This is a genomic window from Paenarthrobacter sp. NPDC089714, from assembly GCF_044748905.1.
Classification (GTDB): Bacteria; Actinomycetota; Actinomycetes; order Actinomycetales; family Micrococcaceae; genus Arthrobacter.
The window spans coordinates 118,898-139,504 of sequence record NZ_JBIVGX010000005.1 but is presented as its reverse complement, the minus strand read 5'-3'; the positions used below and the strand labels follow the sequence as shown (position 1 = coordinate 139,504).

General features: G+C 63.0%; 19 protein-coding genes. 7 read left to right on the top strand and 12 right to left on the bottom strand.

All coding sequences use genetic code 11. From position 1 onward, the window contains the following. The first annotated feature begins 3 nt into the window (after nt 1–3). On the top strand, nt 4–2,010 hold the full coding sequence (locus tag ACIPY3_RS11495) for a multicopper oxidase family protein (protein ID WP_400334047.1): 2,007 nt from the start codon (nt 4–6) through the stop codon (nt 2,008–2,010). 19 nt (nt 2,011–2,029) lie between these two features. On the opposite strand, the gene ACIPY3_RS11490 is transcribed toward ACIPY3_RS11495, so the two are convergent. Both ACIPY3_RS11490 and ACIPY3_RS11485 read right to left on the bottom strand, forming a co-directional pair. Further along, the gene (locus ACIPY3_RS11490) at nt 2,030–2,254 is read right to left on the bottom strand and encodes a hypothetical protein (RefSeq protein WP_400334045.1); all 225 of its coding nucleotides are present in this window, start codon (nt 2,252–2,254) and stop codon (nt 2,030–2,032) included. A 69-nt stretch (nt 2,255–2,323) separates the two neighbouring features. Next, entirely contained in the window at nt 2,324–3,235 is a 912-nt protein-coding gene (locus ACIPY3_RS11485; RefSeq protein WP_400334042.1) for a LysR family transcriptional regulator ArgP, read from the bottom strand. Nucleotides 3,236–3,303: 68 nt separating this feature from the next. Here ACIPY3_RS11485 and ACIPY3_RS11480 point away from each other — a divergent pair, with 68 nt between their 5' ends. The 4 genes from ACIPY3_RS11480 to ACIPY3_RS11465 all read left to right on the top strand — a co-directional run bounded on the left by ACIPY3_RS11480 (nt 3,304) and on the right by ACIPY3_RS11465 (nt 6,569). Then, nucleotides 3,304–3,933 carry a LysE/ArgO family amino acid transporter gene (locus tag ACIPY3_RS11480; protein WP_400334039.1) on the top strand — a complete coding sequence of 210 codons (630 nt, stop codon included), beginning with the start codon at nt 3,304–3,306 and terminating at the stop codon, nt 3,931–3,933. Between the two features lie 82 nt (nt 3,934–4,015). Next, nucleotides 4,016–4,726 (top strand): response regulator transcription factor, encoded by a 711-nt coding sequence (locus ACIPY3_RS11475; RefSeq protein WP_347109954.1) that lies wholly within the window; start codon nt 4,016–4,018, stop codon nt 4,724–4,726. Between the two features lie 2 nt (nt 4,727–4,728). Beyond that, nucleotides 4,729–6,174 (top strand): ATP-binding protein, encoded by a 1,446-nt coding sequence (locus ACIPY3_RS11470; protein WP_400334036.1) that lies wholly within the window; start codon nt 4,729–4,731, stop codon nt 6,172–6,174. 104 nt (nt 6,175–6,278) lie between these two features. After that, nucleotides 6,279–6,569, top strand: coding sequence for a WXG100 family type VII secretion target (locus ACIPY3_RS11465; RefSeq protein ID WP_397323156.1), 291 nt, complete (start codon nt 6,279–6,281; stop codon nt 6,567–6,569). A gap of 67 nt (nt 6,570–6,636) precedes the next feature. Here the strand turns inward: ACIPY3_RS11465 and ACIPY3_RS11460 are convergent, their stop codons facing one another. The 5 genes from ACIPY3_RS11460 to ACIPY3_RS11440 form a co-directional block, all read right to left on the bottom strand. Further along, nucleotides 6,637–7,776 carry an RNase H family protein gene (locus ACIPY3_RS11460; RefSeq protein WP_400334034.1) on the bottom strand — a complete coding sequence of 380 codons (1,140 nt, stop codon included), beginning with the start codon at nt 7,774–7,776 and terminating at the stop codon, nt 6,637–6,639. Between the two features lie 219 nt (nt 7,777–7,995). Beyond that, a complete protein-coding gene (gene groL, locus ACIPY3_RS11455; protein ID WP_397323158.1) occupies nt 7,996–9,621 on the bottom strand; it encodes a chaperonin GroEL in 1,626 nt (541 codons plus the stop codon). 310 nt (nt 9,622–9,931) lie between these two features. Then, a complete protein-coding gene (locus ACIPY3_RS11450; protein WP_217376272.1) occupies nt 9,932–10,135 on the bottom strand; it encodes a cold-shock protein in 204 nt (67 codons plus the stop codon). 156 nt (nt 10,136–10,291) lie between these two features. Next, nucleotides 10,292–10,900 carry a LytR C-terminal domain-containing protein gene (locus tag ACIPY3_RS11445; protein ID WP_400334031.1) on the bottom strand — a complete coding sequence of 203 codons (609 nt, stop codon included), beginning with the start codon at nt 10,898–10,900 and terminating at the stop codon, nt 10,292–10,294. A 49-nt stretch (nt 10,901–10,949) separates the two neighbouring features. Further along, nucleotides 10,950–11,285, bottom strand: a complete 336-nt coding sequence (locus ACIPY3_RS11440; RefSeq protein WP_387438035.1) for a DUF3263 domain-containing protein — start codon at nt 11,283–11,285, stop codon at nt 10,950–10,952. 107 nt (nt 11,286–11,392) lie between these two features. Between ACIPY3_RS11440 and ACIPY3_RS11435 the strand changes: the two genes are divergently transcribed. Beyond that, the gene (locus tag ACIPY3_RS11435; RefSeq protein ID WP_400334028.1) at nt 11,393–12,160 is read left to right on the top strand and encodes a uracil-DNA glycosylase; all 768 of its coding nucleotides are present in this window, start codon (nt 11,393–11,395) and stop codon (nt 12,158–12,160) included. 351 nt (nt 12,161–12,511) lie between these two features. Continuing rightward, nucleotides 12,512–13,354: a siderophore-interacting protein gene (locus tag ACIPY3_RS11430; protein ID WP_400334025.1), complete on the top strand. Its 843-nt coding sequence runs from the start codon at nt 12,512–12,514 to the stop codon at nt 13,352–13,354. Between the two features lie 6 nt (nt 13,355–13,360). On the opposite strand, the gene ACIPY3_RS11425 is transcribed toward ACIPY3_RS11430, so the two are convergent. From ACIPY3_RS11425 to ACIPY3_RS11405, 5 genes are all read right to left on the bottom strand, one after another. Then, on the bottom strand, nt 13,361–14,848 hold the full coding sequence (locus ACIPY3_RS11425; protein WP_400334022.1) for a threonine/serine exporter ThrE family protein: 1,488 nt from the start codon (nt 14,846–14,848) through the stop codon (nt 13,361–13,363). Between the two features lie 19 nt (nt 14,849–14,867). Continuing rightward, complete coding sequence (locus tag ACIPY3_RS11420) at nt 14,868–16,187, bottom strand: peptidoglycan bridge formation glycyltransferase FemA/FemB family protein (RefSeq protein ID WP_400334019.1); 1,320 nt, start codon at nt 16,185–16,187, stop codon at nt 14,868–14,870. 98 nt (nt 16,188–16,285) lie between these two features. Beyond that, entirely contained in the window at nt 16,286–17,374 is a 1,089-nt protein-coding gene (locus tag ACIPY3_RS11415; protein ID WP_400334017.1) for a lipid II:glycine glycyltransferase FemX, read from the bottom strand. A 212-nt stretch (nt 17,375–17,586) separates the two neighbouring features. Continuing rightward, the gene (locus ACIPY3_RS11410; protein ID WP_400334014.1) at nt 17,587–19,578 is read right to left on the bottom strand and encodes an ATP-binding cassette domain-containing protein; all 1,992 of its coding nucleotides are present in this window, start codon (nt 19,576–19,578) and stop codon (nt 17,587–17,589) included. After that, nucleotides 19,575–20,594: a peptidoglycan-binding protein gene (locus ACIPY3_RS11405; protein WP_400334011.1), complete on the bottom strand. Its 1,020-nt coding sequence runs from the start codon at nt 20,592–20,594 to the stop codon at nt 19,575–19,577. Before ACIPY3_RS11405 ends, ACIPY3_RS11410 begins: the two co-directional genes overlap by 4 nt. Nucleotides 20,595–20,607 lie beyond the last annotated feature (13 nt).

Sequence of the window (20,607 nt, the reverse complement as noted above, 5' to 3'; positions counted from 1 at the left end):
GCTGTGAACTCCTCACAGCTGATGGCCATGGACCTGGTGCTGGCGGTCCTTGCCGCCGGTGCCTGGATCGCGGCAGCGTGGCTGACAGCATCCCGAAAGGTACGGCGTCATGGGGTAGACGCGGCCTTGCTGTCCCTGGGCGTTGCCGTCCTGGCAACGGCCGGCCGCTACGCACTGCTTCCTGCCTTGGCGGCAAGCAGCTGGTGGTTTGCCCATGAGCGCATAACCATCAGCCTGCCGTTGACCGCCATTCCCGCGGTTGGGGCCGCGATGGCCGGTGTTCCGTATTTGCTGAGGAAGCGGAACACCGGCTCACAATCTGCCCCCGTCCCTGCGGGGCGCGGACGTCAGTGGGCCGTGCTGTCACTCGTGGCCGCCGGGGCTGCGGCTGTGGGATCGCTCGGGCTGGCATTCATCCTGGGGCCGTTCCCGGCCGTGTGGTCCCTGGTGATCCTGCTGTTCCTCGTGGGCGGCACCGTCCTGGCGGCCAAACTCGCCCTGTTTCCACCGGTCCGCGGAGGGTCCGTGACACCGGAAAGGCGCACGACGGCGGTCACCGCAGTCGCCGGGCTCCTGGCCTGTACCGCGTTGGGTTCGGGGGTCTTCGCCTGGCTCGGCAGCCGCGCGGCCGACGGCACCGGAATAGCCACGGCAGTGGGACACCACGACGGCGGTGCAACAGTTCCGGTAGCAGCGCCGGTTCCGGTGACCACGCTGTTGGGCAGCTCTCCCGCACATGCCGTGGTTCGCCACTATGAACTCACCGCCCGTGTGGAACAGGTGACGCTGCCATCCGGTCAATCGGTAGAGGCCTGGACGTTCGGGAGCTTGCCGGGACCCACCTTGGAGGCACAGCAGGGCGAAGTGATGGAGGTGGTGCTGAACAACCGGGATGTGACGGCCGGGGTCACGCTCCATTGGCATGGTTATGACGTCCCCAACGCCATGGACGGGGTTGCCGGCGCAACGCAGGATGCCGTGATGCCCGGGCAATCCATGACCTACCGTTTCACAGCCGCACAAGTGGGTACGTATTGGTACCACACGCACCAGGATTCTGCCGAGGGAGTCCGGAAGGGACTCTACGGCGTATTCGTCGTGCACGGCACCACCGATGTCCGTCCTGATGCGGACATCGCGGTAGCCGGACACGACCTCAGCGGTCTGGGGTTGCTGGGCTCCTCAGACCGTAGCAGCGCCTACACGGCCACGCCGGGATCCACCGTCCGCGTGCGACTCGTCAATACCGATTCGCTCCCCCAGCGCTACCTGGTGTCCGGGACGGCCTTCAAGGTAGCTGCCGTTGACGGGACCCCCGTGAACGAACCCGGAGAGGTCGAAGGGCAGCTGCTCCGGATAGGGGCGGGCGGCCGGAACGACTTCACGTTCACCATGCCGGCTGCACCAGTGACCGTCCACTCCGATGCGGCCGCGGATGCTGTGGTGGTCATTTCTCCACCGGACTGGACCTCCGGGACTCCCGCGAAACCCGCGGCAGGCGTTTATGCGAGCACTCCGGTCCTGGATCTTCTGGGCTATGGCAAGCCCGTATCCGGGCAACCGTCCGTTCCGGCGGCGACTCGCGAAGAAGTGGTAGTGCTGGACCGGCAATTCCGCTTCGTGGACGGAATCCCGCGCTACGCCTTCACCGTCAACGGCGCTGCGTACCCCTTGGTGCCATCCATGGAGGTAGCCGAAGGGGATGTCCTGAACGTGACGATCGTGAACAGGACCGCCGAACCCCATCCGATGCATCCCCACGGCCACCACGTCCTGGTCCTGAGCCGCAACGGAACGGCGCCTACAGGTTCTCCGCTGCTGCTGGACACCGTGGACATCCAACCAGGGGAAGTCTGGCAAGTGCAGCTGACCGCCGACAATCCAGGAATCTGGATGGACCACTGCCACAACCTGGACCACGCCGCCGAGGGCATGATGATGTTGCTGCAGTACCAGGGCGTCTCGTCGCCGTTCGTGCACGGAGGCCACGCGCACAACAAGCCGGAGTAACCTCCGGCGCGATGTGCGTCTAGGCCACCAGGCGGAGGTGGGCGTGGATCTCCACGCGTTCCACTATCGCCCAGGAATCTTCCGTGCGGAGCTGCAATGCCACAAAGCGCTCAGCGGCAGCAAGGTCATCGAATTCTTCAATCTGAACCGGGCCAGTCTGGGAGTCGGAGTAGCTCACGTGGTACTCGTATTCGACGTCGGCCGACGGGGACGTGCTGCTGGTTGGTGCTATTTTCTTTGCCATGTTTCCAGTGTGGGATGGGGCACTGACATTTTTGGAAGCATCGGCGGGCGTGTTCCACATCCGTTTCAGCTATGGCTTGCGCAGGAACTCCGCCGCAGCCTCCCTGACCGTATCGCTCACCACATCCAACACCGTGGATGCCGTCTTCCAACGCTGCCAGTACAAGGGGACGTCGAAGGGCCGGTCCGGCGCGAGCTCGATCAGCCGGCCATCTGCGATGTCCGGCCCACACTGGACCTCGGGAATCAGGCCCCACCCCAATCCCAGCCTGATCGCGTCTCCGAAGTCATGGGATGCAGGAACATAGTGGCGTGGTCCTTTCCGTTCAGGAGTTTCCTGCGGTTTCCCCGGCCACGTCCTGACGAAGGCCCACTGATACGTGTCCTTCCGGTCGAAATCGACGGTAGGCGCAGAGTTAAGCTTCGCCTGGTCCACGCCGTCGGCAAACCAACGCCTAGCGAAGGCAGGTTCCGCCACCGCCCGGTACCTCATGACGCCGAGCGGCTCCACCCGGCAACCCTGTACGGGATCCGGAGTCGCGGTCACGGCGGCCATCACCTTGCCGGAGCGAAGGAAGGACGCAGAATGCTGCTCGTCGTCCCGGTGGAGATCGAAAGTGACGTTCAATTCCTTGGGAAGACGGGCCAGGGCTTGGAGGAACCACATGGACAAGGAATCGGCGTTGACCACGATGGGGATGGCCAGCCGCGGCCCGTCGGAGCCCAACCCGAGTTCCGTCCCTGCGTCAGCTTCGAGTTGCGCCACTTGCCGTGCCAGGCGCAGCACTACCTCGCCGGCTTCCGTGGCCTGGGCCGGATTGCTGCGCTGCAGCAGGACTCTGCCCGCCGATTGCTCCAGGGCCTTGAGTCGCTGTGACACGGCTGAGGGCGTGATGTGAAGCTGCCGTGCTGCTGCGTCCAACGTCCCTTCGGAGAGGACCGCGGCGAACGTCAGCAATTGCTCGGACGGAAATTGGGTCATAAGAATATCTTAGGCAGCTTCAGAATCTTTAGCTGGTCTAAAGAACATCCGATTCATAGTTTTGAAGGGTGAACACTGCTGACATCTTCAATACCGCCGGGCTTGGCCTGGCCACCGGACTCGCCCTCATCGTCGCCATCGGGGCACAGAACGCCTTCGTGCTCCGGCAAGGAATCCGCGGTGAACACATTGGCCCCATCGTCGCAGTCTGCGCCCTGTCAGACGCTGTCCTCATCGCAGCAGGAGTCCTGGGCATCGGTGCGCTGATCGCGGCGGCGCCTGCCGCCGTCGTGATTCTCCGCTTTGTGGGCGCAGCGTTCCTGGTGACCTATGGCGCAATGGCGGCCCGCCGTGCACTGCGGCCCCAGGCGCTCCTCGCGGGCGATGGATCCAGCTACCCAGGCAAGCGGGGGCTTGCCGCCGCCGTCACCACCATGCTGGCCCTGACGTGGCTGAACCCGCACGTTTACCTGGATATTGCCTTGCTCGGATCGATCGCCAGCGCCCAGGGAACACAGTTGCAGTGGTGGTTCGGCATCGGTGCAATGGTTGGCAGCGTCCTATGGTTTTCGGCGCTCGGCTTCGGGGCGAGGTTCCTCCGCGGATTCTTCGCCAAGCCCTTGGCATGGCGGTTCCTGGATGGTGGCATCGCCGTGACCATGACCGCCCTGGGGATAGGGCTGGCACTGGGCGCGTAAGGACCTGGTACCGTCGCGGCACGCAGCGCCCTCCCATAGAGCATCCAGATAACTCCCAGAATCTGGGAGCATCATGGGTGTCATGAAAAAGAACGGCCCCGAAGCCAAGCTCCTTGTCGTCGACGACGAACCCAACATCCGCGAGCTTCTCTCCACGTCACTGCGCTTTGCAGGTTTCGAGGTCGTAGCCGCATCGAATGGCCGCGAAGCCCTCGCAGCCGCAGACACCCACGCCCCCGATCTTGCCGTCCTGGACGTCATGCTTCCGGACATGGACGGCTTCACGGTGACACGGCGCCTCCGTGCTGCCGGCAAGCACTTCCCCGTATTGTTCCTGACGGCCAAAGACGATACCGAGGACAAGGTCACCGGCCTGACCGTGGGTGGCGACGATTACGTCACCAAGCCCTTCAGCCTGGATGAAGTCGTTGCCCGCATCCGTGCCGTCCTGCGCCGCACCCAGCCGCTGGAAGACGACGACGCCGTGATCCGCGTGGACGATCTGGAACTCGATGACGACGCCCACGAGGTTCGCCGTGGCGGGACCGTGATCGAACTGTCCCCCACCGAATTCAAGCTGCTTCGCTACCTCATGCTGAACCCCAACCGCGTGCTGTCCAAGGCCCAGATCCTGGACCACGTGTGGGAATACGACTTCAACGGCGACGCCTCCATCGTTGAGTCGTACATCTCCTACCTGCGCAGGAAGGTGGACATCGACCCCGATGCTGCCGCCCTGATCCAGACAAAGCGGGGCGTGGGCTACGTCTTGCGGACGGCAGAGAAGCGCTGACCTTGCTGCAACGCTGGAAATCGGCGTCCCTGAGGTCGCAACTCGTTGCAATCATCATGGGGCTGCTCCTCTTGGCCCTGGCTGCGACCGGGGCCGGTACGCTGACCCTCGTCAAGAGCTACCTCCAGGGCCAGGTGGACGACAAGCTCAAGGCCGCAGTTGCCCTTGCACAGGACCAGCAGTCGTTCGACAAATTGTCCGAGTACAACCCGGCCGTGCCTACGGATTACTCGCTGACACTCTATGTCTCCGGCCTTTCGCCGTACCCGTTCGGCGGGAACGCAAACGACCGCCCGGCGATCGCAAACATCACCCCGGCCGAAGCCAAGGCACGCGGCAATGCTCCCTTCCAGGTCAGCGGAACCGCGGGAACCAACTGGCGCGTAGTGGCCGTGGGAGTAGTGGCCAACGGCCAAAACGGCGTTGTGATCATCGGCCTGCCGCTGACGCCCGTGGACAAGGTCATGGAGCACGCCGTCCTGGTGGTTGTCGGGGTGGGACTCCTGACGCTGGTCCTGGCGTTCTTCATAGCCACCTGGACCGTGGCGCGGTCCTTCCGGCCATTGGCCCGTGTGGAGAAGACCGCCGCCGCCATCGCCGCAGGGGATCTCTCCCGCCGCGTCGAGATCGACAATCCGCACACCGAGGTGGGGCGCCTGGGCGGCTCACTCAATGCCATGCTGGCGCACATCGAATCCTCTTTTGCCGCCCGCGCCGCGTCCGAGGCCCGCATGCGGCGGTTTGCTGCGGACGCCTCCCACGAACTCCGCACTCCCCTGGTCACCATCCGGGGCTTCTCCGAGCTGTATCGCCACGGCGCGCTGACCTCCCCCGATGACGTCTCGACGGCGATGGGCCGGATTGAGAGCGAAGCGAAGCGCATGGGGTCCATGGTTGAGGACCTGCTGATGCTGGCCAGGCTGGACGAACAGCGCCCGCTGCACTTGAAGCCAGTGGATCTGCAGTTGCTGGCGAACGACGCCGTGGTGGATACCCGCGCCGCCTCCGGTGACCGCACCATCAGGCTTGTAGGCCTGGACGGCACCTCTCCTGCACCCGCACCAGTCCAGGGCGACGAAGCCAAGCTGCGGCAGGTGATCGGAAACCTGGTGGGAAACGCTCTGCGGTACACACCGGACGGCAGCCCGATCGAACTGGCTGTTGGCGTCCGGACCGCCCCGGAGGGCTCCTTCTCCGCCATCGAGATCCGGGACCATGGCCCCGGCATTCCGCAGGAAGAAACCAACAAGATCTTCGAACGCTTCTACCGCGCGGATACCTCGCGGACGCGCGAAACCGGCGGAAGCGGCTTGGGACTGGCCATTGTCGCCGCGATCGTGGGAAGCCACGGCGGTACCGTCCGGGTCACCGAGACCGACGGCGGCGGGGCCACTTTGGTGGTCAGCCTGCCCTTCCACGAGGAACCCGCAGAGGTGTTATCCACATAGCGGTGATCGACCTTTCCGCGGATTGCGGCTGGTGCCTAGGCTCGATGTCGTGGCCACGCTTCCACCGCGACACCGCGGAACATCCTCGTCGAAAGGCATCACCCATGAGCGTTATCTCCGTCGATACCGAACTCCTTCAACTCAAGGCTGCCAACGTCAAAGCAACGGTTGACCGCATCAGCACGGACGTTCAGGCCATGAAGCAGGGACTTGATGAACTCCAAGCCACGTGGCGCGGCTCGGCGGCCACCAATTTCCAGTCACTGGTCCTCGAATGGACCCTGACCCAGAACAAGGTGGAGTCCTCCCTCGCATCCATCAACGTCGCCTTGGCGACCGCAGCTTCGAACTACGCCGAGGTTGAGCAGGGCAACACGCAGCGCTTCGCCTACTAGGGGCCGGCTTCCGAAACTCCTGCGGGGCGGCCGTCTTCCCCCCTGTGCGGCCGCCCCGCAGGTCAGCCTAGTTTTCGGCAGTTCCTTGGTGGAACCGCAGCCTCCACTGGCCCCGGTCAAGAAGCCATACCGAGCTGCGGAGAGCCGAACCCGCGTGGGACAAGCTCCGGTAGTTCAGCAGGATGGTGTTCTCGCTGAGGCGGTCTGCGTTCAGGAGTTCCAGTTCCACGTGCTCCCCCGGATCCTCCTCCAGGGCAACCATCATGGCGTCCCGGGTCCAGAACCTTCCGGACTGGCCGATCTCGGCAAACTCGGGGTGCAGCAACACGCCGATCCTCCCGATATCCGCGCGAACGTCCGGACGGAGCAGTTCGCGTTCGAGGGCCACCACCACTTCCTCGGCCGACAGCTCCGGGGTTGCAGCGGCGTCTTCCAGCTCGCTGAAAAGGTCGGCTTGGCCAAAGATCCCCGATTCGCCAAAGAGCGTGGGCTCGGAGTGCAAGCGGGGTGTGCGCTCCAGCCGCGAAGCCGGGAGGGGGCTGGATGCAGGCGCGGCTGGCGCCGAACCGGAGACTGATGATGGAACGGCGAGTGATGCTGGTGCTGCTGTCGGGGCTGCGGCTACGGCCTGGGCCGGAGTACCGCCGGAGGCCGCTGTAGCCCGTGCACGGGCCGGAGTACCGCCGGAGGCCGCTGTAGCCCGTGCACGGGCCGGAACGGGCTCTGCGGCTGTTCCAGCGGCGCCCGAGAAGCCGGGTCCACCCGGGGCTGCCACACCTTGCTGGTAGGCCGTTGCCGCAGCACGCGCTCGCTCATCAGCAGCTTCGTTGAGATCGTGGCCCGCATGGCCTTTGACCCACTCGAACGTGTACTTGCGGCCAACAATCGCCTGGTCGATATCTTTGAGGAGGTCCACGTTGAGCACGGGCTTGCCGTCGGCCTTGCGCCAACCCTTCCGCTTCCATCCGGGCATCCACTTGGTGACGCAGTTGATGACGTACTGGCTGTCGCAGAGGATACGCAGCTCTTCCTGGGGGATGTGGGCCGTTGAACGGAACAGGTCAAGGACAGCCATGAGCTCGCCCATGTTGTTGGTGCCGTGCGGCCAACCTCCTGCGCGCCAACAGGAATCGTCAACATACCAGGCCCAACCGGCCGGCCCAGGATTGCCGAGGGCAGAGCCATCGGCGGCAGCAATAATCGTCATGCCTTTAATCCTGCCAGACTGCACTGACACTTTTTGCGGCCCCCGGGAACCGCGAGGATGCGGGAAGCGTGCCATAACGCCGCAACTCTCCCTGCGAAGTGGCCGGATTCCCACGCAATCGGCGGCCCATCCCCCAGCGGTGAAACGCCGACGGCGGCCCCCACCAAAGGTGAGGACCGCCGTCGTACGTTCTGAGCGTGACGCTGCAGTACAGGAGGCTTAGAAGCCGCCCATGCCGCCCATCTCGTCGCCGCCCGGAGCCGGAGCGTTCTTCTCAGGCTTGTCGGCTACTACAGCCTCGGTGGTCAGGAACAGACCAGCGATGGAAGCAGCGTTCTGGAGGGCCGAACGGGTGACCTTGACGGGGTCGTTGACGCCGGCGGCCAGCAGGTCTTCGTAAACACCCGTGGCGGCGTTCAGGCCGTGGCCGGAAGGCAGGCCGCGGACCTTGTCGGCAACAACGCCCGGCTCGAGGCCGGCGTTGAAAGCAATCTGCTTCAGCGGAGCGTCGATGGCAACCTTGACGATGTTGGCGCCCGTTGCTTCGTCGTTCTCGAGGTTCAGGTTGGCGAAGGCCTTGGCACCGGCCTGGATGAGGGCAACGCCACCACCGGCGACGATGCCTTCTTCAACGGCAGCCTTAGCGTTGCGGACAGCGTCCTCAATGCGGTGCTTGCGTTCCTTGAGCTCAACTTCGGTTGCGGCACCGGCCTTGATGACTGCAACGCCGCCGGCCAGCTTGGCCAGGCGCTCCTGCAGCTTCTCGCGGTCGTAGTCGGAGTCGGAGTTCTCGATCTCGGAACGGATCTGGGCAACACGGCCTGCGATCTGCTCGGCGTCGCCTGCACCTTCGACGATGGTGGTCTCGTCCTTGGTGACAACAACCTTGCGGGCGGTGCCAAGGAGTTCCAGTCCAGCGTTCTCCAGCTTGAGGCCAACCTCTTCGGAGATGACCTGGCCGCCGGTGAGGATGGCGATGTCGGCGAGCTGTGCCTTGCGGCGGTCACCGAAGCCCGGAGCCTTGACGGCAACGGACTTGAAGGTGCCACGGATCTTGTTGACGATCAGCGTGGCAAGGGCTTCACCCTCGATGTCTTCAGCGATGATCAGCAGCGGCTTGTTGGACTGCATGACCTTCTCCAGGACCGCAACGAGTTCCTTCACGTTGGAGATCTTGGAGTTGACGATCAGGATGTAAGGGTCTTCGAGGACCGTTTCCTGGCGCTCAGCGTCGGTGACGAAGTAGGCGGAGATGTAGCCCTTGTCGAAGCGCATGCCTTCGGTGAGCTCAAGCTCCAGGCCGAAGGTGTTGGATTCCTCGACCGTGATGACGCCTTCCTTGCCCACCTTGTCCAGGGCTTCAGCGATCAGTGCGCCGATTTCCTGGTCGCCGGCGGAGATGGAAGCCGTAGCGGCGATCTCTTCCTTGGTTTCGATTTCCTTGGCGGAGGCCAGCAGTTCGCTGATGACAGCGTCAACGGCCTTCTCGATGCCGCGCTTGAGGGACAGCGGGTCGGCGCCGGCGGCAACGTTGCGCAGGCCTTCCTTGACCAGTGCCTGGGCGAGGACCGTAGCGGTGGTGGTACCGTCACCGGCGACGTCGTCCGTCTTCTTGGCAACTTCCTTGACCAGCTCGGCGCCGATCTTCTCGTAAGGATCGTCCAGCTCGATCTCCTTGGCGATGGAAACACCATCGTTGGTGATCGTGGGGGCGCCCCACTTCTTTTCGAGGACGACGTTGCGTCCACGCGGGCCGAGGGTGACCTTGACGGCGTCAGCAAGGGTGTTCAGGCCCCGCTCGAGGCCGCGGCGTGCCTCTTCATCAAATGCAATGATCTTGGCCATAACGGCGGTAGTCCTTTCGGGACAGTCGTTAAGAAGGTACCTGTCAGGTGGGATGCCCGCGACGGACGATCCTTTGCCTGCGACCTCTGTATGCCGCGCGCTCCGGACCTCACCCCACCAGGGTGTTTCTTGATCCTCCCGGCACCGATCACCATCCCCGAGGCGCCGCGAACGGGCCGGAATTAGCAGTCGATGCGTGGGAGTGCTAAATCAATAATTAGCACTCGACCGTTGAGAGTGCAAGCAGGGGCGCCACCTTGCGCCATACATCCGGGCAGTTTCAGCCGACAGCGGAGAACCGGACTCCGGGTCAGGCGACGCGGACACTCTCGGCCTGAGGGCCCTTCAGGCCTTCGCCGAGTTCGAACTCAACGCGCTGGCCCTCTTCGAGCGCGCGGAAACCGTCCATCTGGATGGCCGACCAATGCACAAAGACGTCATCGCCGGAATCGTCCACAGTAATGAAGCCGTACCCTTTTTCGGCGTTGAACCATTTGACGGTTCCCAAAGCCATGATGCCCACACTTTCACAGTTGCCAAGACCGGTTGACGGGATCTCCGTACCGGAATCAATCCACTGTAACCACAGTCACGGCGCCCGCGCTGCCGCCCGAAGGCAGGGCAGCGTTTTTGTTATTGAGGCTTAACCGGGATGGCTGGAGCGCGCTGTTTACTGGTAGCCGGGTCCCACAACAACTACCAGCGGCTGCTGGACTTCCGGTGACTCCACTACCGAGGTGATGCGCAAGAGGGCGGCAACTGCCTCGGCGTTCGCCTTTTGGGCCGGGGCGTTGTAGAACACCACCGAAGTCTGCTGCGGCAGCCCGCCCCAGTTCCCCACCGTGCCGAGTGCCCAGCCATCGCCCTGAACGAGTCCGGCCACGCGGCTGGCGAGGCCCGCCGTCGCGGTGCCGTTGTAGACGGCCACCGCAGTGGTCTTGTCCACCGGGGCCGCGGACGGGGTAGCCGACGCTGACTCGGAAGGCGTGGGTTCACCCGAGGCGATGGGGGCGCTGCCCGTCTCGGACGGGGTTGCGGACGGCGCCGCCTCGCTGTGCTGCGAGGCCGGCGCGGAAGTGCTGGACGAGGCAACAGGAGCCACGAATCCAAGACGCGGCAGGATCAGGAAAGCAACCAGGCCGAGCACCAAGGCGACGACTCCAACCGTCAGGACAGGCCACAAGGTGGGGCGGGCTGTCTCCGTGGCGTCGCGGTGCACGCCCTGCCGGGACGCGTTCTGCGGGACCCGGTCGAATTCATCCTTGGCAAATTTGGTCATGGTGAAGCGTTGTCCTTGCTGGTTGCTGCTGACAGATCAGCCTGCCGATTTACGCGTCCGACCCCAAGCGCCGCGCTGTCCGCGCGCGTTGGCGGGACGTACGTAGTCTACGCAGTCTCTTGACCAGCATGGGATCGTGGGCCAATGCGTCCTCGGTATCGATGAGGGCGTTGAGGATCTGGTAGTAGTGCGTGGCGGAGAGATCGAAGAGTTCCCGGATAGCCTGTTCTTTGGCCCCCGCGTACTTCCACCACTGCCGTTCCAAGGCCAGCATCTGCTGGTCCCGCTCGCTCAACGGCGAGTCGCTGCGGACGCCGGCCGCAAGGTCTTCAAGGGCAAAACCCGTTGCCTGCGGCGCCATCGGTTCCGGTGCTGGTTCGGCCACGGCACACTCCTTCGACGCTTGTTGGGGAAAATGTCCTACCCCTATGTTACGGGCGAATAACAAGCCTGTCATTCGCACGCGCAGCCCAGGCAAGGGACAATGGCCGGGTGACTGGCGAGGATGCACTCTTTGACCTTGAACCCAACAACACTGCCAACCAGGACTTCGGCGCGCTGCTCGACAGACCCCTCGAGGAACTCATGGCTCCCGACTGGGCAAGCGCCCTTCGGCCTGTTGAGGGAGAGCTCTACGAGGCGTTGGCCTTCGTGGCCAAGCAGGCCGGGCAGGGGACACAGGTCCTTCCGGCTGCCTCCAACCTCCTGCGGGCCTTCCAACGGCCACTTGCCGACGTCAAGGTGCTCTTGCTCGGCCAGGACCCGTACCCAACGCCGGGACACGCCGTCGGGCTTTCCTTCTCGGTGTCCCGAGAAACCCGGCCCGTCCCCCGAAGCCTGGCCAATATCTACCGCGAACTCCACGATGATCTGGGGCTGCCGCCGCGCATCCACGGCGACCTCACGGCGTGGTCGGACCAGGGTGTCCTGCTGCTCAACCGCGTGCTGAGCGTCGCGGCAGGGAATGCCGGCTCGCACCGCGGCAAGGGGTGGGAGGCCATCACGACGGCGGCTGTCACCGCCGTCGCGAACCGCACCGACGCCGATGGAAAGCAGAAGCCGCTCGTCGCGATCCTGTGGGGGAAGGACGCGGAATCCGTGGGGCCACTGTTGAACGGCGCGCCGTCGATCGTGTCCGTTCATCCGAGTCCACTGTCCGCGTCCCGGGGGTTCTTCGGGTCCAAGCCGTTCAGCCGAACCAACGAGCTGCTCGCGGGGCAGGGTGCCGGGCCGGTCGATTGGGAACTCCCCGTTCTCTAGCCCCCACCCACGCCCGGACCCTCTCTCACCAAACCACCCCCAATCACGGTCCCTCTCTCACCAAACCACCCCCCAATCACGGTCCCTCTCTCACCGGCTAGTGCCCGGCGGGAGTCGGTGAGAGAGGGTCCGCCAGAAACGGGCATTACGTGAGAGAGGGTCCGCCAGAAACGGGCATTACGTGAGAGAGGGCCCGCCAGAAACGGGCATTACGTGAGAGAGGGCCCGCCAGAAACGGGCATTACGTGAGAGAGGGTCCGCCAGAAACGGGCGTTAGGTGAGAGAGGGTTGGGGTGTAACGTTCGACTCATACACAGGCCACGCGCAGCCAATTAGCTTAGGCTTACCTTCATGCCTGCTGCTCTTCCTGTGACGTCGTCCGCAACCCGCCAAACACGCCCCCAGATCAACCTGGTGGTGCTGCGCAAGGAACGCCTTTCGACGCACATGGTGCGGATCGTGGCGGGCGGCCCCGGCTTCAGCGACTACGCGAACAACGAATTCGTCGACCGCTACGTGAAGATCGTCTTCCCGCAGCCTGGCGTGCACTACGAGCTTCCACTGGATCTCTGGGCCATCCGGGAGACCATGCCCCGGGAGCAGTGGCCGCACACCCGGACGTACACCATCCGCTGGGTGGATCTGGAAGCCCAGGAACTGGCCATCGACTTTGTGGTCCACGGCGACGAAGGGCTCGCGGGTCCTTGGGCAGCCGCAGCGGAACCCGGCGACGCCTTGGTATTCACCGGCCCGGGTGGCGCCTACAACCCGTCGCCCGACGCCGACTGGTACCTCTTCGCCGGTGACGACGCGGCCCTCCCGGCAATTGCGGCAAGCATTGAGGCACTGGGGCCGGACGCCCGTGGCTTCGCGTTCCTGGAAGTGGACAACGCCGAGGACATCCTGCCCCTCGCTGCTCCGTCGGGCATGGAACTGCACTGGCTGCAGCGCAATGGAGTGCCGGCCGGATCCAGCGAGATCCTGCTCGACGCCCTCCGCAACGTCGAATGGCTGCCCGGACGAGTGGATGTCTTCGCACACGGAGAGCGCGGCTATATGAAGGGCCTCCGTGAGATTTTCTTCGTGCAGCACGGCCTGGAACGCTCCCAGGTCTCCCTGTCCGGATACTGGGCACAGGGCCGAGTGGAGGAAGTGTTCCAGGCCGAGAAGAAGCTTGCCATAGGCAAGATCTAGGAAAACCTAGCGGCGGCGTACCCTCCGCCGCTCGTTGCTGGACAGGCCCTTCGTCAGCGGCCTGGCAAGGTTGTCGCCGAGCACGACTCCTGCGGCCACACCGAGGACGATCGCTCCGGCGTTGAGCATCCCGCCCGCACCCGCCAGGATGTCGCCCCCTTCGACGGTCAGTGCATACATCGACCGGAAGATCGTCAGGCCGGGCAGCAGGATCAAGGCTGCAGGAACAGCAACCACCAACTGCGGAGCGCCAAGCTTCAGGGCAACCACACGACCCAGCAGACCGATGACCACTGCCGAAATGGCGGGCGACAAGCGGTCGCCAAGACCGAGTTCGCCAACCCCCCACAAAACGAAGAAGCCCACCAAGCCGACCGCCGCCGTCGGGAGTAACAGACGCATTCTTGTCTGTTCGGTGACGCCGATGGCCACCACGGCGATCGCGATCAGGATTGCTTGCCCCCACAAGGGGTAGGCGGGCGGGAACGTATTGGTGACGTCGAGGACCTGGCTGCCCATGAGGGTGCCCACCACCACGGCGACGCCTATACCTGCCACGATGGCCCCGAAAGTGAGCAAGGTGGAGAGGAACCGGCCGGCCGCAGTGACCGGGAAGCCGTTGATCGCGTCCTGCACGGAAGAAACCAGCCGACCCGTGGGTAGGAGCAGCAGGATACCGCCGGCCACCACAATGGACGGAGCGATGTCCGCGCCTGCCCAGCGCAGCATCAGGGCAACGAAGGTGACCACGAAGGAACTCGCCATGGTGACAAAGAAGTCCGGAGTCCGCCAACGGATCAACTGGCGCGCCAGCAAGCTGATCAGCATGTTGGACGCGAAGGCGAGGGCGGAAGCCCCGGGCCCCCCGCCGAGTACCCCCACGAAGACCGCGGCGAACACGCCGAAGGCAACAGTGACCATCCAGCGTGGGAAGGGCTTGGCGCTCCGGGTAATCTCAGTCAACCGCCGAACGGCCTCGTCGCGTCCCACTCCCCCGGCCACGATGTCCGAAACCAGCTGGTGCACCTGCGCGAGCCCGGCGTAGTTATTGGTCCACGATCGCACCACGCGGAGGAGTGTGATGGGCGTTTGGTCCTTCGGCGCATAGTTGATGGCCACCGACTGGTTGGTGATATCAACCTCGACGTTCTTCAACCCAAGCGCAGCGGTGACCGCAATCATGCTGGTCTCCACCTCCAACGCGCCTGCGCCGTATCGGAACATGGCCTCGGCAAGGTGCAGGGCGAAGTCGATGGTCTTCCGGGCTGAAGCGTCTACACCGGCCACCTGGATGGTGGGGTTGGCGTAGGGGCTTCCAGCCAGGCGGTCCACGATGCTCATTGGCGCCGTAGGTGGACTGTCGCCTTGGACCAACCGCATCAGCATGCGTTTGGCGTTGGCGTTCTGTCGCACCTGCGACGGCCGCAGCGGCTGGGTCTTCGGCAAGCCGTCCGTGTGAGGCCTGCCGCCGGTGCCCTCCGGGCGTTCAGTCATGCAGCAATCCTCCTTTGGCTTAGTTCCTCTTGAGGAGTTTTCCTATGACCGGCAATTGTCCGGGGTTTCGCAAGTTTCCCAAAACCGTCTGGGCGGCTCCTGCGAGCTTCCTGACCGCGCGGTAGGCGGTGTACTTGACGGGGCTGACAGGTGCCACGAAGTCTCCCAACAACTGGACTACCTCGCCGCCGAATCCCTTCTTGAACTCGTACCCGCCGTGGCCGGTCTCGGCCTGGCCCTGGATGCCGAACGTGCCGTAGAAGTTGTACTTGGAGTAGCCGTTGTTAAGGGCGTGCAGCATCATGCCCCAGTAGAGGGACGTTGCGCCGTTGAAGTAGATGTAGTCCTGGACGGTTCCGCCGATGACGCAGGTCAGTTCGTCGCCGGAGCAGGCGAAGTGGATCGCTGCCACCGTTGCCACACCTACGGAGTCCGGGAAGCGTTCGATGTCCTTGAGGCTGCGTTCGTAGCTGTCCACCAGGTCCTGGACAACCTTGACCCGGTTGGCTTTCTTCTTGCTGCCGGTTTCCTCGACCTCGCGCTTCAGGTCCGCCAGCGTCCTGGATTCGGCTTCGAGTCGCTCCGTGATGGAAGCGCGGTACTCGGGGATGTTGATCTTGGCCATCATGAGCTTGGTGAACTCATCCGAGGTGTTGCGGAGCAAGTGCTCGTAGTACTCGCGTTCGCGGTATGTGAAGCCCTTCTCGTCGCCCGCGGTCTTGAGGGCGTTGTAGAAATCGTCCAGCGTCTCCAACGTGGCCTGTTCCAGGTACACGCCGTTCTTCTCGGCCTTCCGGATGGCCTTACGGGTGCGGTAGTTCATGCCCATGATGAGCTCTTCGGAGTCGGCGACTCCGTCAAGGGTCTTGATGAACATCCAGTTGATGTTGGCGAAGTTCATGTCGAAGCCCTGGTGCTTGAATCCGAGGCCCTCCAGTTCCTTGAGAAGCGGCCGGTTGTCTTCGATCTCCGGGTGCTCGGCGCCGTCTTCGTCGCGGGCGATGTACTTCACGTTCGGGGAAATGCGCAGCTCCGCTGCCCTCTTCGAAGCGGCGTGCTTCTTCAAGAGCTCGACGACGGGCCTCACCGCTGCGGCGTCGCTGTAGTCCATCAGTGGTCCCTTGGCGCAGTCCGCCACCTTGTAGCCAACGCGGTTGGAGGTGTAGACGATCTTGCCGGCGGCGATCAGGCTGCCACCGCGGTTGATGCCGAAAAGTTCCACTTCCTGCCCGCGGGCCCGCTGGAAATGGGTAAGTTCCATGGACTGGATGAAACTCCCCTGTGGGTGTCCCTTGGCGAAGGTCTCGAAGTCAGCGTCACTGAGAATCACAAATTCCATGTCTGTTCCAGCCTCGATCGGAGTCAAAGAAAATTACCTCATCTTGTTGGATGTGCACCCGTTGGTGGCCGGGGCGGGCCTTTTTGTCTGGTGTGTTCTTAGTAGAACTGGCCGCCGGTACGCATGGTTTCCAGCCGACGGAAGACCTTCTCTCCACCCTTGAGCCAGAGCTTGTACCGTAGCGGGCTGAGGACAAGGTCGTAGCAGCCGACGAAATCCGTAACTGTCTTGGTGAAGCTCGTTTTGAACAGACCCATGCCGTACAAGGGGTGGGTCTTGTCCTTGATTCTTGCCGCACTTGGCGTGCCGCAGAAATCGTACTCAACGCAGCCAAGTTCCTGCATACGCTGAATGGCAGCCCACTGGGTCAAGTGCGAATCGCCGTATTGCTTCCGGTTCTGGGTGGAGCCGCCGTCCTTGTACGTCGCCTTGGCTCCGTAGTTGATCACGAACGCGCCCACGCTGGGCTGGCCGTCCTCGTAGACGAAGAAGAAGTGGCCTTGGCCCCGGCTGCTGAATCCGTTCCAGAACTTTGCGTAGTAGTCGTAGCTCCGCAACGGCATCGCGCCCTTGGCGTTCACCGTGTTCTGCATGAGGGCGTAGAGCTTCCTGTAGCTTTGTTCGCCGGCTTCCTCCTGGCGGACTTCACAGCCTTCGCGCTCAGCCCGCCGTACCGCATTTCGAGCCCGGGAGGAGATGCTGCGGAGGACCTCGTTGCTGGGCTTGCTGGTGTCCAGGATCGCTGTGGAGTCGTTCGACTGGATGTTGGGGGCCTTAACCAAGCCCGCCACCTTCAGCTGCGCAACAACCTCAGGTGACTCCACGACGTCGGGCTCTATCTTGATGGTGAAGACGTTCATCTTCTGTTCGCGGGCCAGCCTGGCGACGGCGGTGAGCATTGGCTTGATGTCTTCGACGGCGGCAGCGTCCGGTCCCTTGATGAGGTACCAAAGCCGGCCCAGCACCGGGAACTTCTTCTCCAGCAGCAGGTTGTAGCTGGAGTACTCGGCAGTCTCGATGACGAGCCTCCGGACCAGCCAACCGTTGCCGTCCTTGACCGCGGCGTAGGCATCCGACTGCAGCATGTTGCCGCCGTTCGGGTTGGCCGTGACGTGCTTGTCCCAGTTATCGATTTCCTCGGCGGTGGCAAAGCGGGCGGTAAATTCTCGCAAGGTGGCCGTGTCCAATCTCAGGGTTCAGTGCAGTGTTCAAAGCGGTGTTCAAAATGCGGGGCGCATGCGGACATGCAGGCTCCAGTCTATCGGTGAGAGCATGATTGGCGATTCCAGGACCGGCCCGAAGCGGCGCTCCGGAACTCATCAGTGACCACTTAAATCCCAGACCCGGCGAGGGCGAGCGCAGCAGCCTGGCTCTCAGACAACGACGGAGCGGTCTGCGATCAGCCCCGTATGGCCTGTGCTGGGTCAGCTCGCGAAGCCGATATTGCAGGATACATTGCGGCCAGGACTCCAGTTACCGCCCCCGCCAAGACTCCCATCGCAACAGCTTCCAAACCCAATACCGGCGTCCACCCTTGCTGGAGGCAAAACACCAGGAGTGCGGCCATGCCGGCTGCCCCTCCGGCCAGCCCACCGCCGGTTCCGACCAGCAGGCCCTCAAAGACAAACATCCGGCGGATGCTCGCGCGGCTGGTTCCGATCGCCCGGCGAAGCGCGATCTCCGACCTTCGCGTCTGGACCGTCAGGTACATGGAGGTCGCAGAACTAAGACACGCCAGCGCCAGCAAGACCCAGGACAGAACCCCGATGAACACACTCAAATCCGTGTTTACGCCTCGTCTGAGTGACCGGAGATCCGCCACAGTGCTCACTTTGAAGTACTCGGGATGAGCTGCGTCCAGGGCAAGAGGAACTGCCTCGCTCAGCGGGGCGGGGAATCCGGGAACAGTACGCACAATGAACATTGGATCCGTCAACACAGGTTGACGGAAGTCTCCTATACCCATAACTATGCTGTCGGAGAGCAACTGGTTCCGACCAGGGCTTTCGATGACGCCCACGACAGGCACAGGCTGCCCGGCGACCCAAATCTTTTGATCCGGCCCGGCGGCTGAAATACCCCAGCGGACGGCGGTTTCGCGTCCAACAAGCGCTACAGGTTTCCCGAAGGACTCATCCAGGAGCGACAGCGCCGAAGCGGGCTCGACGACGACATCGTTCAGTTCAAGGTAGTGCGAGTCCACAGCTAACAAGGAACCTGCAAACGTGGGCTCATGCACTGCAAGGCCGGGCTGAAAACGGGAAGGCTTCAGATCTTTCGAAGCCATGTCGTAACGCAAACCAACGTCAACAACACCATCCAATCCCTCAATCCTGTTCCTCTGGTCCGACGGCGTCGTCCCAGAGGAGTCATATGCCTGTGAGCCCGAGGCACTCAATGACACTTGAAGTTCATCAAGCGCTGCCCGGGCAAGACGTTCCGAAACCTGGGCGGAAGCAGTTTGGCTGAGTCCCACCGACAAAACAAGCCCTCCCGACCCCAGCATGAATGCGATGATGAGGAGTATTGTCCGTCCTGTCCGTGACGTCAGCGCCGTCAGGGCGTCGTATACGTCGTCGACCACACCCTGCCAATGTCCCGGCTTCCTTCCAGAAGGCACCGAAGCCGTAGGATCAGCCACGTCCGGCTTAATAGCGTGCGAGTTCCATGAACTTGACGCCCGTTTTTCGGTTGACTGAACCAGGACGCCGTCCACGATCGTCACCTGGGATCGAGCTGCAGCAGCAACAGCCGGATCGTGCGTAATGACGACAACCGTCATTCCCTGGGCATTGAGACTCCTGAGTTCGTCGATGACTCGTTTCGTGTTGGCCACGTCCAGGTTTCCGGTCGGTTCGTCGGCAAATAGAACTTTGGGATTGGTTGCGAGGGCGCGCGCCAATGCCAATCTCTGGCGTTCCCCTCCGGACAGATTCTTACCCGGCGCGTCCGTTCGGTGAATGAGTCCAACTCGCTCGAGGGCAGGGCGGATGCGCTTTTCCCGTTCCCGATGCCCCAGCCCTTGAATCCGAAGTCCGAGGGCAACATTCCTGGCAGACGACTCTTCAGTCATCACATGCGATGCTTGAAAGACAAAACCGAACATATCGGACCTCAAGGCATCCCGCTGCCTCTCCCCCAACCCGGTCACATCGTCTCCATTGACGTGATACTTGCCGACCGTCGGTCGGTCCAAGAGAGCAAGGAGATTCAACAGCGTGGACTTTCCTGATCCTGACGGCCCGAGGATGGCGAGAAAATCGCCTTCGTGTATTTCCAGATCTACGTCCCGCAGGACCCGGGTCTCAGAATCTCCTACGTTGTAGGTTCGTCCCACACCCTTCAGCGTCAAGAGAGGTATGGCATCCCTGGCGGTAAGGTCCCCTGTCACGAGACGATGACCAACGTTCCAGGCTGCAGCAGTGAAGTCTCCTCGATGGCTGCCCACCCATCACGCTGCTCCATTACCGTGATGTCCACCCGTTTAGGGGCTGAGCCACCATCTCTATGACCTTCGGAACCCGGCAAGGTCACATAGGTACCGCGGTCATCCTGCTTTACAGCGGTCAGAGGTACAGCCAGAGTTTCCACTGCCGCTTGGTGGACCTTGATCGAAACCGACTGACCGGGCTTTGGTTGCGTTTCCTCCACCGGAACAGAGGACACGACGTCCATGCCCGGAACTATGCCCTTCTCCGGGTCGCCTTCACTGAAAGGACCAATGCTTTGGATTGTTCCTTTCGCCGAATACCCCCCAGCTTCGAGGTCGACCTCCTGGCCAACAACGAGCGCCTCGGCCTGGTCTATAGTGGCACGGCCAACTACCACGTCCGGAGCCGTCTGGACGGTCCCCAGGTTCAAGTCTCCTTCCAACACGTCCCCGGGCCTCAACAGGCTCGTGATCTTTCCCGTATCCCCGGGAATCTGTACGAACTCCCGCCAGTTAAAGACAACCTTCTTATCTTCAGATGCCGGGGCCGTAAGTTGAAGATCGCGGTAGAGGTTTTTGAGGGCATTCGCCGTCCCCGAGTCGAAGACTCCGGTGGCTCCAGCCCAATATCCCAGGCCTTGAAGCCACTTTTGCAACGCCAACACATCCGGGCCTCGGTCACCCTCAACAAGGTCCCGGTACAGAGGCACGTCCGAAGACATGACCAGAACTGGACGCCCTGAAACCGCAGCGATCAGCGACCCCGGAGCGACGGTGTCGCCAGCGTGGGCATACACGGCCGTCACCACCGCCCGCTCGGCTCCCTTTGGAACGGATGCCCGCAACGGCACTGAGGGGCCGGCGGACATAGCTGCTGAAATGATCACGGAGGCAGCCAGTGATTTCCTTTCCACAGCAGCGTTCACTTCAACTTTGGTGTCACTGGAATCGATGGCAGAAGATTCGGGCGTTCGCATTTGACTTCCAAGC